Consider the following 15,210-nt stretch of genomic DNA (forward strand, 5'->3'; position numbering starts at 1 on the left):
CTGCGCGACGCCACACTGCTTACCCCTCCGCGAAAAACACCTTGCGCCTGCGGCGCAACTGCTTTTTCGTCTGCGGGACTCGCTGTGCGGCTGCGACCCACGCCTCCGCGCTTCCTGTCACGCTGCGCGCCCTCCGCGACGGGCAGCGTTCATCCGGGGTTCCTCCTCGCGGCATAGCCGCTGCGGCCTCCGCTACAAACGTGCCACCGGCACGTTTGCTCACGCTGCGGTTTCGTCTTCATGTCCTCTTAGCTCCTCTATGCGCCTACCCTCCACGCTTCCTCAGATCCGGTGCATGGCGTTGAAAATATCCTCCCGCTGGGCGCGGATGTCCAGGCTGCGGGCCTCACCCTCCCGTTCCAGCAGGGCGGCCAGCTCGGCGAAGGGGATGTCGCAGGCGCCGGCGTCCACCAGCATAACCATGGTGAAGTCCCCCTGGAGGATGGTCTGGCTGATGTCCAGAATGTTGACATTGTGCTGGGCCAGCAGGGCGCAGACCAGGGACATGATACCCACCCGGTCCTTGCCGAGAACGGTGACGATTGCTCTCATAATAGAACAGCTCCTTTGCGGTTTTTACGGATATGGGGGACTCTCACTGCAGCTCATCCAGCGTCAGCCCGAAGGCGGGCAGGAAGTGCTCCAGAAAGTAGTCCAGCTCGGGCAGATCATAGCCCCGCAGGGCCTCCAGCGTCTGCTCCGCGGCCTGCTTGAATTCGGCGTTGCCCGCCTTGAGCTCCTCCACGCATTTGATGTGGGCCGAGAGCTTGTCGGCGGCCTTGACCAGTGTTCTGAGCCCGGGGTCGTAGTCCTCCCGCAGCAGGGGGTCAAAGGAGGGGCGGAGGGCCTCCGGCAGCATATGCAGCAGCTTGTTGGCGGAGAACTGCTCCACTTCCCTGTAGGCGTCCCGGATGTCGGGGTTGTAGTACTTGATGGGGGTGGGCAGGTCGCCGGTGAGGATCTCCGGCGCGTCGTGGTAAAGGGCCGCTGCGGCGGCCAGACCGGGGTCGGCGTCGCCGCCGAACACGTCCCGCCGGATCACGGCCAGGGCGTGGGCCAGCACCGCCACCATGTGGGAGTGCTCCTGAATGTTCTCCTGAAAGGTGTTGCGCATCAGCCCCCAGCGGTTGATGTACCGCATCCGGGAGAGGTAGGCGAAGAACGGGTACTGGTCTGACATGGTCATCCCTCCTGCGAAAGCAAACTATTCTACCACAGAAGCGGCCGGTTTGTAAACCGTCGAAAAAGGAGGGCGGCCCTGGGCCGCCCTCCTTATCTTATATTACTGGGTCTGCTTGACCTCAAAGGCGGCGACACTCTGCTCAAAGGCGGAGCGGTCGGCGTCGGAGCCGTGGACCTCCACCTTCACCGGGTGGGAGAGATCCAAGGAGAACAGGCCCATGATGGATTTGGCGTCGATGACGTATCGGCCGGAGAGCACGTCCACCTCGCAGGGGCAGCAGGTGGCCGCGTTGACAAACTGGCGTACATCCTCGATGGAGGACAGCGACACGAAGAACTCAGACATGAAAGGGCACCTCCTAAATGACTGTATACAAACGGTGGGGCTTTGCTTTATAATTAGGGTATCCCCATTATAGACAGGAACGGGGAAAAAATTCAATGGGAAAGCCGCGGTAAACCGGAAATTCTGTTTTTTTCACAAAGAGCCGCGGTCATATGCGAGGAAAAGACATGCGAGTTGCTATCTACACCTTGGGCTGCAAGGTCAACCAATACGAGACGCAGGCGATGGAGGCGGAGCTCACCGGCCGGGGCCACGCCCTGGTGCCCTTTGACGGGGCGGCGGACGCCTATGTGATCAACACCTGCACCGTCACGGCGGTGAGCGACAAGAAATCCCGCCAGATGATCCGGCAGGCCCGCAAGCGCTCCCCCCACGCGGTGGTGGCGGTGTGCGGCTGCTACGCCCAGACCGATCCGGAGGCGGTGGAGGCCCTGGGGGTGGATCTGGTCATGGGCACGGCCGACCGCATGGGCTTTCTGGACGCGCTGGAGGCCCTCAGCCCCGACGGCGGACACCCGGTGGTAAGGGTGGACGACGCCCTGCGCCGCCGCCAGTATGAGCATCTGCCCGCCGGCGGCCTGGAAGGGCGCACCCGGGCCATGCTCAAGGTGGAGGATGGCTGCGTCAACTTCTGCACCTACTGTATCATTCCCTACGCCCGGGGGCCGATCCGCTCCCTTCCCTTGGAGGAGGCCGCCTGTGAGGCAAAGCGCCTTGCCGGGGCGGGCTACCGGGAGCTGGTGCTCACCGGCATCGAAATCTCCTCCTGGGGACACGATCTCAAAAATGGGCAGGGCCTGATCGACCTTGTGGAGGCGGTGTGCGCCGCCGCGCCGGAGTGCCGGGTGCGGCTGGGCTCCCTGGAACCCCGCACCGTCACGGAGGACTTCTGCCGCCGGGCCGCCGCCCTGCCCAACCTGTGCCCCCATTTCCACCTCTCCATGCAGAGCGGCTGCGACGCCACGTTGAAGCGGATGAACCGGAAATATGATTCCGCCTGGTATTATGAGAGCGTAACATTACTCCGGGAACACTTTGATCGACCCGGTATCACCACCGATCTCATTGTGGGCTTCCCCGGCGAGACGGAGGAGGAGTTCGACCAGACCCTGGACTTTGTACGCCGGTGCGCCTTCTCCGCCATGCACATCTTCCCCTACTCCCGCCGTACCGGCACCCCGGCGGCCGCCCTGCCCGGCCAGGTGCCCAAGGCGGAAAAGGAGGCGCGGGCCCGCCGGGCGGCGGCGGTGGCGGAGGAGCTGCGGGCGGCCTGGCTGGAGCGCTGGGTGGGGGAGACCCTGACCGTGCTCTTCGAGGAGGAGAAGGAGGGCCTCTGGCGTGGCCACGCCCCCAATTATACGGAGGTCTTTGCCCCGGGCGAGGGACTACATAATGTCATAAAAGAGGTAAAAATAACGGGAATTCATCGGGACGGACTGAAAGGAAGCGTGCTGGAATGAACCGGAGGCTGTTCCCCCTGGCCCTGAGCCTCGCCCTGCTGGCGGGGTGCGCCCCCGCGCCGGAACCCACACCCGAGCCCACACCCACCCCGGCCGCGGCGGTGGACTTCCACACCTTTCTGGACGCGGTCAACGAGAAGCGCCGGGCCGTCATCGAGGACGGGGAACCCCTGGATGTCTCCGCCTGGACGCCGGCCTTTGCCGACCAGAACACCACCTTCACAGATGGGGAGATGGAACTTTTGCTGACGCCCCATGGCCCGGAGGAGAACCTGACCATGGAGCAGGCCCGGGAGGACGTGGAGACCGCCTTCACCCTCCTGCGCACCACCTACGGGGCATACGAGTACTTCGGTGGCGACCAGGTCTTTGACGGCCTGCGGGAGGATGCCCTGGCCCGGCTGGAGGAGGCTGACCCCGGTCTCCCGCTGGCGGACGTGGTGGCGGAGGCCCTGTATACCGTGCTGTCCCCGGTGGTGCGGGACGGGCACTTTGCTGTTGGCCGCCGACACCTGATTGAGCCCTATGAACTCAACACCTACTATGTGCCCGGCGTGTATATCGACACCCCCGCCGGACTGAGCGAAGACTACATAAAGCCCACCATCGGCCCGGACGGGGCCATCACCTATGGCTTTTTCGCCATGAGCAAGGACGGGAGCGATTTGCCGGACACCCTGGGGGATCACGAATTGAACTGGGCACTGTGTGAGCCGGCGTCCTCCTATTCCTATTCCCGTGAGGTTTTTTACGAGGGCCAGTGTCAGGGGATCCCCATGCTGGAGTCCCGGCACATGTCCGCCAGTACGCCGGAGGGAGAGGCCCAGCTGGAGCGGTTCGCCTCCTGTGGCGGGGAGTACGCCGACGCGCCCCTGCTGGTCTTCGACGTGCGGGGGAACCCCGGTGGCAGCGACCGGTGGTTTATGGAGTGGTTCAAGGGGTGGACAGGGCAGTATGCAGAGCCCCGCCAGGCCGGCGGCCAGAGGTTCAGCCAGCTGCGCCGCCAGAATCCGATGCTGAGCTATCCGGAGGAGTGGATGGGCACATGGGATGTCTACTCTGATCCAGGCCGCTGGGTGGAGCGGGAGGGCTACACCTTTTTATTGACGGACGGCGGTACCGCCTCCTCCGGGGAGACTGTGGTGGAGCATCTGCACTCGGTGGAGAACACGCTGGTGGTGGGAATCCCAAGCGGCGGCTGCGCCCTGGTTCCCAATAACATGCACTTCTATCTGCCCAACACGGGGGTAGAGCTCTACTTCGGTACCGGTCTGTGTTTGATAGAGACGGACGAGAACCGGGACGGGGTGGGCTATCTCCCCGACCTGTGGGTCAACCCCGTCGAGGCCCCGGTGGCGGTGGCCCGGCTGTGCGGGTACTATGGCCTGAAGGAGCCGGTGTCGTAGGGGCCGCTGCCCTCAGCGGCCCGCCTCGCTCCGGTTCCGCAGGGCGCCGAGCTTTTCCTGCCAGGCGTCCAGCCGCTCCCGGGGGAGCAGACCGTTGATGAGCAGGGACATGGCCACCCCCACGCCGGTGTCCAGCATGCGGTTGAGAGAGTAAGCGATGTAGTCGTCCGGGCCGATGGAGAACAGCAGCAGGCAGAGCACCACCCCGCCGGGCTGTACGGCGCCGACCCAGAAGATCTGGGCCAGCAGAATCAGGACGACGATACCGCCGAAGAGCAGGGGCACCAGCAACAGGTGGCGTCCCCCGTCGGGATAGAAGACCAGGTAAATCCGGTAGAGCCCGATGCCGAGGAAACCGCCGATAACGGTGCCGAACAGGCGGTTTCCGCCGTGGAGCTTGGAGTGGTCCATATCCGCTCCCATTCCGAAGATGGCGCCGATACAGGCAAAGGCCGGATTGCGGTTCAGGAAAAAGTAAATCAGGGCGCAGAGCGAGGCGGAGAGGGCGGTTTTGAGGTTGCGCAGGCCGATATGGGGCAGCGGCCGGGCCGGGGTCTCCTTCATGGTATACACTCCCGTCGGGGGGATTCCCCCTTTTTCCATAAAGAATACCATAAAACAGGGGGATTTTCCAGACCGGCGTTAGAAACCGGCGGGTTTGCGTTCCGGCGCGGAATGTGGTATGCTGGGGAAAACCAACCGGAGGAGGAACGATATGAGCCGCGCGGACGAGCTGTTCATTGAAAATTGCAAGGAGATTCTGGCCCACGGGGTGTGGGACACGGAGCAGGAGGTGCGCCCCCGGTGGGCTGACGGCGCCCCCGCCCACACGGTGAAGAAATTCGGTATCGTCAACCGCTACGATCTGCGGGCGGAATTCCCGGTGCAGACCATCCGCAAAATGGCCTTCAAGAGCGCGGTGGACGAGCTTTTGTGGATCTGGCAGAAGAAGTCCAACAACATCCACGACCTGTCCAGCCACATCTGGGACGCCTGGGCGGACGAGAGCGGCTCCATCGGCAAGGCCTACGGCTACCAGTTGGGAGTCAAGCACCGCTACCCCGAGGGGGAGTTTGACCAGGTGGACCGGGTGCTCTACGATCTCAAGCACAACCCGGCCTCCCGGCGGATTCTCACCAGTCTCTACAACCACCACGATCTGAGCGAGATGGCCCTCTACCCCTGCGCCTGGTCGGTCACCTTCAACGTGTCGGGGCGCACCCTCAACGCCGTGCTCAACCAGCGCAGCCAGGACATGCTCACCGCCAACGGCTGGAACGTGATGCAGTACGCCATGCTGGTGCACTTCCTGGCCCGGGCGTCGGGGCTGGAGGCGGGGGAGCTGGTGCACGTCATCGCCGACGCCCACATCTATGACCGCCATGTGCCGGTGGTGGAGGAGCTCATCGCCCGGACGCCCTACGAGGCCCCGAGGCTGTGGCTGGACCCGGCGGTTACCGACTTCTACACCTTCACGAAGGACAGCGTCCGCCTGGAGGGCTACCGCTTCCACCCGCTGGAGCAGCCCATCCCCGTGGCGGTATAAGGAGGGAGCCCGATGAATTTGATCGCGGCGGTGGACTTGAACTGGGCCATCGGCAGGGGCGGGGATCAGCTCTGCTACATCCCGGCCGATTTGAAGCGCTTTCAGGCCCTCACCACCGGCCACCCGGTGATCCTGGGCCGCAAGACCCTGGCCACCTTCCCCGGCGGGCGGCCCCTGAAAAACCGGCGGAACCTGATCCTGTCCCGCGACCCCGCCTTCGCCCCCGAGGGGGCCGAGGTGTTCCGGTCGCTGGAGGCCCTGCGGGCGGCCGCCCCGGCGGATTCCTTCGTCATCGGGGGGGAGAGCGTCTACGCGGCCCTGCTGGACTGGTGCGACACGGCCTACATCACCAAAATCGGCCAGGCGTGGGAGGGGGCGGACGCCTTTTTCCCCGATCTGGGCGCCGGCCCGGACTGGGAGATGGCCGAGGAAGGGGAGCCCCAGGAGCACGCGGGCATCCCCTTCCGCTATGTGACCTACCGGAGGAGGAAGCCCCATGTATGTGGATGAAATTCGGGCCTATACGCCCCAAAATGAGCAGGAGGCGGCGGATCAGCGGCTGATTCTGGAGTACATCCGCCTGTTTCCGGACAACATTCTCACCCGGGACAACGAGATCGCCCACCTGTCCAGCTCCGGCTTTGTGGTCAATGCCGACGGCACCCGGGTGCTCATGGCCCACCACAATATTTACAGGGTGTGGGCCTGGACGGGCGGCCATGCGGATGGGGAGGGCGACCTGCTCTCCGTGGCCCTGCGGGAGGCCCGGGAGGAGACGGGGGTGGAGCATATCCGCCCCCTCAGCCCCGCCATCGCCTCCCTGGACATTCTGCCCGTATGGGGCCACGTGAAGCGCGGGAAGTGGGTGCCCTCCCATCAGCATCTCAATGTATCCTATCTGCTGGTGGCCGACGAGAGCGACGCCCTCCAGATCCGGGAGGGGGAGAACAGCCGGGTGGGCTGGCTTCCGGCGGAGCGCCTGCTGGAGTACACCAACGAGTGGCAGATGGACGGCGTGTACGCCAAGCTGTTGGCCCGGGCGAGGGAGCTGCTGCGGAACGCATAAGTGGATTGCGTGGACGTGCCCTCTTGAAAATATTGGGACAATGTGATATAGTAAGGATGCCAAGTGTGCCGGCACACTTCTGTCTTTTGCAAGCAAAAGACAATAACAACTGACAGCAGTGGAGCCGGGGCGCAATTTAAAAAAGGAGGAACAACATGAAACGGGCAAAAAAAGGATTGGCGGCAATTCTGTCTACATGTATGCTGCTGAGCCTGCTTCCTGCGGCTGCTTTTGCAGAGGGGGCTCCGGCAGCGGACACGCTGGAGGAAGCGGCACAGCCGACGACGGTGGAAAAGACACTGGCAGAAATGTTTGCGGACGCGCAGGATGGCGAGACCCTGAGGCTGGAACAGGACGTGACGGTTACGGGGCAGGAGGATGCCGACTATAAAAACAGCGGCACCGTTACCCTGGATTTGAACGGCCATACAATTACAGGTGATAACAAGAATATTGCCCTGAGAGCGATAGGAACCGAGGCGGGCAAAGGCACTTTAAAGATCACCAATGGTACAATTAAGACAAATAGTGGAACCTATTGTACCGTAGGTGCTAAAGATGCTGCCCTGGAACTGAGTGATATGCGGCTTGAAAATAGCACTGCCTATGGCTGTAGCGTCAAAGCATTTGCAGGCGGTACTATTGATTTAAAGAAGGTTTGCTCTACCTCCCAGACAGGAGGAGGTGTAGAGGCAGCCGGCGGTACAGTGAATATATACGATAGTACCTTTACACAGACCGGGTATTATGACCATAATAGCGTCAACCTGGCGGCCAGCGGTGGAACTGGCACGGTCAATGTGTACGGCGGCAGCTTTACCAGTGAGAACTATGGGCTTTACATTTTTAGTTCCGGCGGGACAATCAACGTATACGATGGCACATTTAAGACAGGAGAAGAGAAAGCGGTAGTAAAGGCTGATCTGGACTTAAATAGCTATCCGGCTGCAACGGCGAATATCAATATCTATGGCGGCGACTTCACCGGGAAGATTGACATTGCCGATAAAGAAGAGGTTCATGTGGAGATCACTGGCGGCACCTTTGCAGACACTGGCCTGACAAAGGAAGCGTTTTCTGCCTATACCGCAGAGGGAACAGTGGTAACCGAAGGCCCAGACGGTACGTTTACCGTAAACGAACTGGATGAAACAAATGGTGTGGCCGAGGTGGGCGGTAGGTACTACGCCAGCCTCCAGAAGGCGGTCGACAACGCCGGGAAGGGCGAGACGGTTACTCTGCTCCAGGATACGGCGGAGGATATCGTAATCCCCGAGGGAGCGGAGCTGACCCTCAATCTGAACGGAAAGACCTTGGCCAACCACGAGAACCACACGATTACCAACAAGGGCACTCTGACCATCACCGGCGACGGCACGGTGGACAACGTGACCCACGCCAGAGCGGCAATCCAGAATGAGCCCGGCGGCAATGTGGTGCTCAACGGAGGCGCGTATACCCGCAGTAAAGAGAACGGACAGAATGCCGAAGCCAGCGGCGGGAATTCCTATTACAACATCGTCAACCACGGCACCATGGAGATCAATAGTGGAGTTTCCGTCACGCAGAACGGCCAGTTCTCCAGCATGATTGAGAACGGCTGGTATAACGGAAGTCAGAATACGGGCAAGGAAAACTCCGTGCTGACCATCAACGGAGGCACCTTCTCCGGCGGCCTGAACACGATCAAGAACGACGACTATGGCGAGCTGGTCATCAATGACGGCACCTTTACCAGCATGTCCCAGGCAGCGTTCCTGAACTGGAATGTGGCCACTGTCAACGGCGGTACCTTCGATGCGGCGGGCGCCTCCAACGGCGTCATTCTGAACGGCTATATCGACGGCACCATGGATCAGGGCAAGCTGACCATCAACGGCGGTACCTTCAACGCCGGGGAAAAGACGGTAATCACCACAATGGGCGGTGGAACCCACAGCGGCGATATTGAGATCACCGGCGGCACGCTGAACGGCTCCATTGTCCTCACGGACAGCAGCGAGGGCGCCCGGCTGACCATTACCCAGAAGGCCAAGGTTACCGGAAACGTGACCAACAGCGGCAAGGCGGATGTGGCCATCACCAACGGCGCTACCGTGGACGGCCAGGTGTCCAACAGCGCCGACGGCACCATGAGCGTGGTCAACAGCACCATCGGCAGCGTGCCCGAGGGCACCACCGCAGAAACGATCGTCATTGTCAACAGCACTGTGGATGGAACTCTGACCACGAATACTGCCGAAAATGCGGCGGTGATGGTGGGCGGCAAGACCTATGAGACCTTGGGTGCGGCGATCACAGCGGCCAAAGCCGGGGACACCATCTACGTCCTGAAGGACATCCCAGAGGCGGCCGGCATTGCCGTGCCCTCTGGTAAGAACTTTACCATTGATTTTGGCGGCCACACCTATACCCTGAAGGACCCGGGAGCGGGCTCTGCCGGAACGGAGAGCAATGGATTCCAGTTCCTGAAGGATTCCACCATCACCCTCAAAAACGGCACCGTCCGTATTGCCGAGGGCACGACCTCCATCAAGCGCATCATTCAGAACTATGCAAACCTGACCCTGGAGGATATGCACTTCTTCGCCGAGCATCAGGCGGACGGCGAGGACTACGCGCTGAGCTTCAACAATGGCAGCATCATCTTCAAGGGAGATACGGATATCGTGACCACCAGCGACGAAGCCATTGCGTTTGATGTCTGTAAGTATAGTAGCTATCCTTCTACCAATGTCACCTTTGATGAGAGCTACACCGGCACCATCAACGGCAAGATCGTGTATGACAGCACCGACGCGGACACACACAAGCTGACCATTCAGGGCAACGGCACCTTCGGTGCCATTGAGGCGGCCAGCGGGGCCGCAGAGGCTGCAAAGAGCGGCATCGAGGTTACCAGCGGTCACTTTGCCAAGCCCGTCAACGAGGACTATTTGGCTGACAGCGTCAAGGCCCAGTTGGAGAGCGCCTCCAACCCCGAGGCTCCCTACAGCTACTATCCCAGCCTGGAGGCCGCCCAGGCCGCCGCCCAGCCGGGCGACACCATTACTGAGGTAAACGCCACGTCTGGCGAGAAGAAGTACACCGTTACCCTGGACTATGCCGACGGGGATACAAAGGACAGCGTCTACACGGTCACTGAGGGGACCGAGCTCACCCTGCCCACTCCCAGCCGCTCCGGCTACACCTTTGAGGGCTGGTATGACGGCAGCAGCCGGGTGAGCAGCCCCTACAAAGTGACGAAGGATGTTATCCTGACTGCGGAGTGGGACTACAACGGCAGCAGCTCCTCCTCTGGCTCGACCCGGTACACGGTGAGCGTGGAGGACACGGACAACGGCAGCGTGAAGGTGAGCCCCACCCGCGCCTCCAAGGGGAGCACGGTGACTGTCACCGTGAAGCCCGACGAGGGGTATGAGCTGGACAAGTTGACCGTCACCGACAAGAACGGCGATTCCGTCAAGCTCACCGACAAGGGCGACGGCAAGTACACCTTCAAAATGCCTGCCTCCAAGGTCACGGTGGAGGCCGTGTTCACGGCGGTGGAGCCGGAGGGCCTGCCCTTCACCGATGTAACGAGCGGCGACTGGTTCTATGACGCCGTGGCGTATGTGTACGACAAGGGGATGATGGAGGGGACCACGGACACCACCTTCGCCCCCACCATGAACCTGACCCGGAGCATGATCGCCCAGGTACTCTACAACCTGGAGGAGCGGCCGGAGGCACCCGGCGCGGCGGGCTTCCCCGACGTGGCGGCGGGCGCATGGTACGCCGACGCGGTGAACTGGGCGGCGGCCCGCGGCATCGTGAAGGGGTACGACACCGGCGCGTTTGGACCGGAGGACAGCGTGACCCGGGAGCAGCTCGCGGCGATTCTGTACCGCTACGCGCAGGCGAAGGGCTATGACACCACCCAGGGCGGGATGGCCGTGCGGGAGTTCAGCGACTCCGCCAGCATCTCCGACTGGGCGCAGACGGCCATGAGCTGGGCGGTCAATGCGCAGGTGCTCTCCGGCAAGGGGAACGGCGTCCTGGATCCCCAGGGCACCGCGACTCGCGCCGAGGTGGCCCAGATGCTGATGAACTTCGGCGAGCACGTGGGCTGAACACAGCCGGTCAAAAAGCAAAATCCCCCCGGAATCCCATTGGGATTCCGGGGGGATTTTATTGCTTCGCTTATTCGGCGTCCTCCTCCGATTCAGAGGGGGCCAGCTTGGTGACGGTGGCCCACTCTACCCGGCGGTCGGTCAGCTCCTCCACCCGGATGTGCAGGCCGTACAGCTCCACCTCGGGGTGGCTTCCGTCCTCCGGGATCACGTTGAGCTGGGCAAAGACCAGGCCGCCCAGAGTCTCGGACTCCTCGTCCTCGGGAAATTCCATGTCCAGGGCCTCCGCCACATCGTCCAGCTCCGCCGAGCCGGCAATGCGCCAGCGGTTGTCGCCCAGGGCGATGATCTCCTGATCCTCCTGGGGATCGAACTCGTCGTAGATGTTGCCCACAATCTCCTCCAGCAGATCCTCCATAGTCACGAGGCCGGCGGTGCCGCCGTACTCGTCCACCACAATGGACAGGTGGATCTTCCGGCTCTGCATGTCGCGGAAGAGCTTATCGGTGCGCACCGACTCGGGCACGAAATAGGCCGGGCGCAGCAGCTCCCGCACCGGGCGGGGGGAGGCTTTGCGGGCGTTGAGCAGCCAGTCGCGGGTGTTCAGGATGCCGATGATGTCGTCGGCGTCCTCCTCATACACCGGGAAACGGGACAGGCCGGAGGACTCGATGGTCTGCGCGATCTCCTCCGCCGTGTCGTCCACCCACAGCATCACCATGTCGGTGCGGTGGATCATCACGTCCCCGGCGGTCATGTTGTCAAATTCGAAGATGTTCTCGATCATCTCCTTCTCACCGGCCTGGATGGCGCCCTTCTCCTCACCGATGTCCACCATCATGCGGATGCCCTCCTCCGATACCTCATCGTCCTCCTCGTTGGGGTCGATATGTACCAGACGCAGCACGGCATTTGTGGAGACGGTCAGCAGCCAGATGAGCGGCCGCATGACGGCGGCCAGGAAGGCCACCACCCCGCAGGTGAAGCGGGCCACCTGCTCGCTCTTCTTCATGGCCACCCGCTTGGGTACCAGCTCGCCGAAGACCAGCGTGAAGAAGGAGAGGATAATGGTGATCAGGATAACGGACAGGGTGTGCACCGCGGCCTCGGCGGCGGCGGTCAGGGCATACTGGGCGGCGAACCACTGGGACAGGCGGCCGGCCAGGTTGTCGGCGGCGAAGGCGGAGCCCAGAAAGCCCGCCAGGGTGATGCCGATCTGAATGGTGGAGAGAAACCCGGTGGGCTGCTCCACGATGTGCAGGAGACGGGCGGCCTTTTTGTCGCCCTCCTCGGCCTGGTGGCGGATCACCGCCTCATTGAGGGAGATGACCGCGATTTCCGTGGCGGCAAAGTATGCGTTGATTGCGATGAGTATGACCTGGAGTAGAAGCTGAGGCCATAAAGGGGGCTGCAAGATGATTCCTCCTCTTTCTGAAACGACAGATTGCATGTGTTCCATGCGTTACAGAACTTAGTATATCATATTTATGAAAAAAATCCATAAGCATGCGGAAAAAAGTTGCGGCGCATGTTATAATAACCTGTACGCGTGAGAGGGGGAAACCGGGATGGAAACCAAGGAACGGACGGAGGGGCGGCTGCGGCGCTTGCTGGAGCAGCCGTGCACCTTCCTGAAATGGGTGCTGTTTGCCGGGGTGATCGGCCTGACGGCCGGCGGGGTCAGCACTGCCTTTTATTACGCGCTGAACGCCGTCACAGCCCTGCGGGAGGCCAACCCGTGGCTTCTGTGGCTCCTGCCCCTGGGGGGCGTGGCCATTGTTCTGCTCTACCGGATTTGCGGCATGGAGAAGGACCGGGGCACCAACTTCGTCCTGGTGGCTGTGCGGGAGAACCAGCCCCTGCGCCTGCGCACGGCGCCCCTCATCTTCGCCGCCACGGTGCTCACCCACCTGCTGGGCGGCTCCTCCGGCCGGGAGGGGGCCATCCTCCAGATCGGCGGCTCCCTCTCCTCCAAGATCGGACGGTGGATGCACCTGGACGACAAGGACAGCCGTATCATCACCATGTGCGGCATGTCCGCCGCCTTCTCCGCCATCTTCGGCACTCCGCTGACCGCCGCCATGTTCGCCATGGAGGTGACCAGTGTGGGCGTGCTCTACTACGCCGCCATCGTGCCCTGCGTCCTCTCCGCCATTATCGGCCTGTGGGTGGCCCAGCTCTGCGGCGTGCCGCCCACCGCCTTCTCCCTCCAGGGGGTGCCCAACCTTACCCCCGTCACCCTTCTCCAGTGCATCGGCATGGGGGGCCTCTTCGCCCTGCTTTCCATCCTGTTCTGCCGGATGATGCACGCCGCCCCCCGGCTGTACGACAAGTACCTCCCCAACCCCGTGGCGCGGGCCGCTGCGGGCGGGGCGCTGGTCATCGCGCTGACCTTCCTGGTGTGGCTGTGGAACCCGGGTACCTACGACTACAACGGGGCGGGCACGGCGGTGATCCACGCCGCCATCGGAGGGGAGGCCCGGCCCGAGGCGTTCCTGCTGAAGATGCTCTTTACCACCATTACCCTGGGGGCGGGCTTCAAGGGGGGCGAGATCGTCCCGGTGTTCTTTACCGGGGCCACCTTCGGCTGCACCGCCGCCCCCCTGCTGGGGCTGCACCCCTCCTTTGGAGCGGGGCTGGGCATGGTGTGCGTCTTCTGCGGCGTCACCAACTGCCCCATGACCTCCCTGCTGCTCTCCCTGGAGCTCTTCGCCGGGGACAGTCTGGGCATGTTCACCGGCCAGAGCCTGGGACTGTTCGCCGTGTGCATCGCCGTGTCCTACATGCTCTCCGGCTATTACGGCCTCTACAGCGAGCAGAAGATCGTCTACAGCAAGCTCCGGCCGGAGTACATCGACAAGAAGGCCAATGACGATGAGTAGGGGGCAGGAGCGTCAGCCTTTTGCAGACAGGCGGCCCAAGTCAATTCCCAGGGCCAGGGCATAATAGAAGCAGACCTCCCGATCCAGGGCCTTTTTCCGGACGCTCATGACTTGCCCGCCATCGCGGATGAGCTGGAGAGCCCGCTTGATTATCTGGCAGGCCGAACCGGTGAGCCGTAGGGCGCGGCATCCCTGACGCGCCGTTTCCCCTTGACAGAGCAAGGAAATCCACATAGAATGAACATCTTCGACAGGATGCGCCCCGCCCGACGACGGCCCAACAACAGCATGGAAGTAGGAAAGGAACCTTGAGCAACTATGAACATCTTTGATATCATGGGGCCCATTATGGTGGGGCCGTCGTCATCCCACACGGCGGGGGCGGCAAGGATCGGGTTTCTGACCCGCAGGCTGCTGGGGAGCACGCCCCGGCGGGCAGAGCTGCTGCTCCACGGCTCCTTCGCCGCCACCGGCACGGGCCACGGCACCGACCGGGCGCTGGTGGCCGGCCTGCTGGGGATGCGGCCGGACGACGCCCGGCTCCCCCGCTCCTTCGAGCTGGCGGAGGCGGCGGGGATGGAGCTGACCCTGGGGCGGACGGCCCTGCGGGGGGCCCACCCCAACACCGTGCTGCTCCGGGTGGAGGACGCGGCTGGGAAGCGGCTGGAGGTGACGGCCTCCTCCCTGGGGGGCGGCCGGGTGCAGGTGTGCGCCATCGACGGGCTGGAGGCCCGCTTCACCGGCGAGCTGCCCACCCTCATCATCCGCAACCAGGACCGGCCCGGCATGGTGGCGGAGGTCACCGGCGTGCTGTCCAAGCGGCAGGTGAATATCGCCACCATGCAGCTCTACCGGGATATGCGGGGCGGCCTGGCGGTGATGGTCATTGAGAGCGACCAGCCCATCTGGGCGGCGGCGGTGGAGGAGCTGCGGGCCTGCCCGGGCATCGAGCGGGTCACCTATCTGAACATGGAGGGGGAGGACTGACATGGCGTTTTCATCGGTGGAGGGGCTGCTCCAGGCGGCCGGGCAGGTCCCCCTGTGGCGGGCGGTGCTGGAGGACGACCTCCGGGAGCGGGGGGTGGACGAGGCACGCTCCTGGGGGCAGATGGCCGCCCTCTGGACGGCCATGAAGGCCCCAGTGGCGGAGTATGACCCCGCCGCCCGATCCCGCAGCGGCCTCACCGGCGGCGCGGGGGCCCGGCTGGAG

Annotated in this window: 13 protein-coding genes and 1 pseudogene; 9 read left to right on the forward strand and 5 right to left on the reverse strand. The window is 63.0% G+C overall.

Features of this window, described 5'->3' with window-relative positions:
• Nucleotides 1-282 precede the first annotated feature (282 nt).
• The 3 genes from ACESY8_RS18240 to ACESY8_RS18250 form a co-directional block, all read right to left on the reverse strand.
• Entirely contained in the window at nucleotides 283-552 is a 270-nt protein-coding gene (locus ACESY8_RS18240) for an ACT domain-containing protein (RefSeq protein ID WP_007495800.1), read from the reverse strand.
• A gap of 43 nt (nucleotides 553-595) precedes the next feature.
• Nucleotides 596-1,180, reverse strand: a complete 585-nt coding sequence (gene yfbR / locus ACESY8_RS18245; protein ID WP_054339101.1) for a 5'-deoxynucleotidase — start codon at nucleotides 1,178-1,180, stop codon at nucleotides 596-598.
• Between the two features lie 102 nt (nucleotides 1,181-1,282).
• Nucleotides 1,283-1,528 (reverse strand): HPr family phosphocarrier protein, encoded by a 246-nt coding sequence (locus ACESY8_RS18250; protein ID WP_007495804.1) that lies wholly within the window; start codon nucleotides 1,526-1,528, stop codon nucleotides 1,283-1,285.
• A gap of 167 nt (nucleotides 1,529-1,695) precedes the next feature.
• On the opposite strand from ACESY8_RS18250, the gene mtaB reads away from it, so the two are divergent.
• Nucleotides 1,696-2,988, forward strand: coding sequence for a tRNA (N(6)-L-threonylcarbamoyladenosine(37)-C(2))-methylthiotransferase MtaB (gene mtaB / locus ACESY8_RS18255; protein ID WP_054339102.1), 1,293 nt, complete (start codon nucleotides 1,696-1,698; stop codon nucleotides 2,986-2,988).
• Nucleotides 2,985-4,394 carry a S41 family peptidase gene (locus ACESY8_RS18260; protein WP_054339103.1) on the forward strand — a complete coding sequence of 470 codons (1,410 nt, stop codon included), beginning with the start codon at nucleotides 2,985-2,987 and terminating at the stop codon, nucleotides 4,392-4,394. Before mtaB ends, ACESY8_RS18260 begins: the two co-directional genes overlap by 4 nt.
• 12 nt (nucleotides 4,395-4,406) lie before the next feature.
• Here the strand turns inward: ACESY8_RS18260 and ACESY8_RS18265 are convergent, their stop codons facing one another.
• Nucleotides 4,407-4,958, reverse strand: a complete 552-nt coding sequence (locus ACESY8_RS18265; RefSeq protein ID WP_195495482.1) for an FUSC family protein — start codon at nucleotides 4,956-4,958, stop codon at nucleotides 4,407-4,409.
• A 151-nt stretch (nucleotides 4,959-5,109) separates the two neighbouring features.
• Between ACESY8_RS18265 and thyA the strand changes: the two genes are divergently transcribed.
• The 4 genes from thyA (at nucleotide 5,110) to ACESY8_RS18285 (ending at nucleotide 11,118) form a co-directional block, all read left to right on the forward strand.
• Nucleotides 5,110-5,940 carry a thymidylate synthase gene (gene thyA / locus ACESY8_RS18270; protein ID WP_009258317.1) on the forward strand — a complete coding sequence of 277 codons (831 nt, stop codon included), beginning with the start codon at nucleotides 5,110-5,112 and terminating at the stop codon, nucleotides 5,938-5,940.
• A gap of 12 nt (nucleotides 5,941-5,952) precedes the next feature.
• Nucleotides 5,953-6,450, forward strand: coding sequence for a dihydrofolate reductase (locus ACESY8_RS18275; protein WP_009258318.1), 498 nt, complete (start codon nucleotides 5,953-5,955; stop codon nucleotides 6,448-6,450).
• The gene (locus ACESY8_RS18280) at nucleotides 6,437-7,006 is read left to right on the forward strand and encodes an NUDIX hydrolase (RefSeq protein ID WP_044941160.1); all 570 of its coding nucleotides are present in this window, start codon (nucleotides 6,437-6,439) and stop codon (nucleotides 7,004-7,006) included. The genes ACESY8_RS18275 and ACESY8_RS18280 overlap by 14 nt, the downstream gene beginning before the upstream one ends.
• A gap of 155 nt (nucleotides 7,007-7,161) precedes the next feature.
• Nucleotides 7,162-11,118, forward strand: coding sequence for an S-layer homology domain-containing protein (locus tag ACESY8_RS18285; RefSeq protein ID WP_434307796.1), 3,957 nt, complete (start codon nucleotides 7,162-7,164; stop codon nucleotides 11,116-11,118).
• Between the two features lie 70 nt (nucleotides 11,119-11,188).
• Here the strand turns inward: ACESY8_RS18285 and ACESY8_RS18290 are convergent, their stop codons facing one another.
• Nucleotides 11,189-12,532, reverse strand: coding sequence for a hemolysin family protein (locus ACESY8_RS18290; RefSeq protein WP_039998050.1), 1,344 nt, complete (start codon nucleotides 12,530-12,532; stop codon nucleotides 11,189-11,191).
• A gap of 154 nt (nucleotides 12,533-12,686) precedes the next feature.
• On the opposite strand from ACESY8_RS18290, the gene ACESY8_RS18295 reads away from it, so the two are divergent.
• The 3 genes and pseudogenes from ACESY8_RS18295 to ACESY8_RS18305 all read left to right on the forward strand — a co-directional run.
• Nucleotides 12,687-14,000 (forward strand): chloride channel protein, encoded by a 1,314-nt coding sequence (locus ACESY8_RS18295; RefSeq protein ID WP_054339509.1) that lies wholly within the window; start codon nucleotides 12,687-12,689, stop codon nucleotides 13,998-14,000.
• Nucleotides 14,001-14,318: 318 nt separating this feature from the next.
• On the forward strand, nucleotides 14,319-14,987 hold the full coding sequence (gene sdaAB / locus ACESY8_RS18300; RefSeq protein ID WP_021633155.1) for an L-serine ammonia-lyase, iron-sulfur-dependent subunit beta: 669 nt from the start codon (nucleotides 14,319-14,321) through the stop codon (nucleotides 14,985-14,987).
• Between the two features lies 1 nt (nucleotide 14,988).
• Nucleotides 14,989-15,210: pseudogene (locus ACESY8_RS18305) on the forward strand (L-serine ammonia-lyase, iron-sulfur-dependent, subunit alpha); the annotation flags it as partial.

Source organism: Clostridium sp. ATCC BAA-442 (assembly GCF_964239415.1).
Taxonomy (GTDB): domain Bacteria; phylum Bacillota; class Clostridia; order Oscillospirales; family Oscillospiraceae; genus Flavonifractor; species Flavonifractor plautii.

Bases quoted from the DNA above. Each gene is read 5' to 3' on its own strand.
- mtaB (WP_054339102.1), top strand. From the start codon at position 1,696: ATGCGAGTTGCTATCTACACCTTGGGCTGCAAGGTCAACCAATACGAG.
- ACESY8_RS18295 (WP_054339509.1), top strand. From the start codon at position 12,687: ATGGAAACCAAGGAACGGACGGAGGGGCGGCTGCGGCGCTTGCTGGAG.
- ACESY8_RS18250 (WP_007495804.1), bottom strand. From the start codon at position 1,528: ATGTCTGAGTTCTTCGTGTCGCTGTCCTCCATCGAGGATGTACGCCAG.
- thyA (WP_009258317.1), top strand. From the start codon at position 5,110: ATGAGCCGCGCGGACGAGCTGTTCATTGAAAATTGCAAGGAGATTCTG.
- ACESY8_RS18285 (WP_434307796.1), top strand. From the start codon at position 7,162: ATGAAACGGGCAAAAAAAGGATTGGCGGCAATTCTGTCTACATGTATG.
- ACESY8_RS18260 (WP_054339103.1), top strand. From the start codon at position 2,985: ATGAACCGGAGGCTGTTCCCCCTGGCCCTGAGCCTCGCCCTGCTGGCG.
- yfbR (WP_054339101.1), bottom strand. From the start codon at position 1,180: ATGTCAGACCAGTACCCGTTCTTCGCCTACCTCTCCCGGATGCGGTAC.
- ACESY8_RS18265 (WP_195495482.1), bottom strand. From the start codon at position 4,958: ATGAAGGAGACCCCGGCCCGGCCGCTGCCCCATATCGGCCTGCGCAAC.
- ACESY8_RS18240 (WP_007495800.1), bottom strand. From the start codon at position 552: ATGAGAGCAATCGTCACCGTTCTCGGCAAGGACCGGGTGGGTATCATG.
- sdaAB (WP_021633155.1), top strand. From the start codon at position 14,319: ATGAACATCTTTGATATCATGGGGCCCATTATGGTGGGGCCGTCGTCA.
- ACESY8_RS18275 (WP_009258318.1), top strand. From the start codon at position 5,953: ATGAATTTGATCGCGGCGGTGGACTTGAACTGGGCCATCGGCAGGGGC.
- ACESY8_RS18280 (WP_044941160.1), top strand. From the start codon at position 6,437: ATGTATGTGGATGAAATTCGGGCCTATACGCCCCAAAATGAGCAGGAG.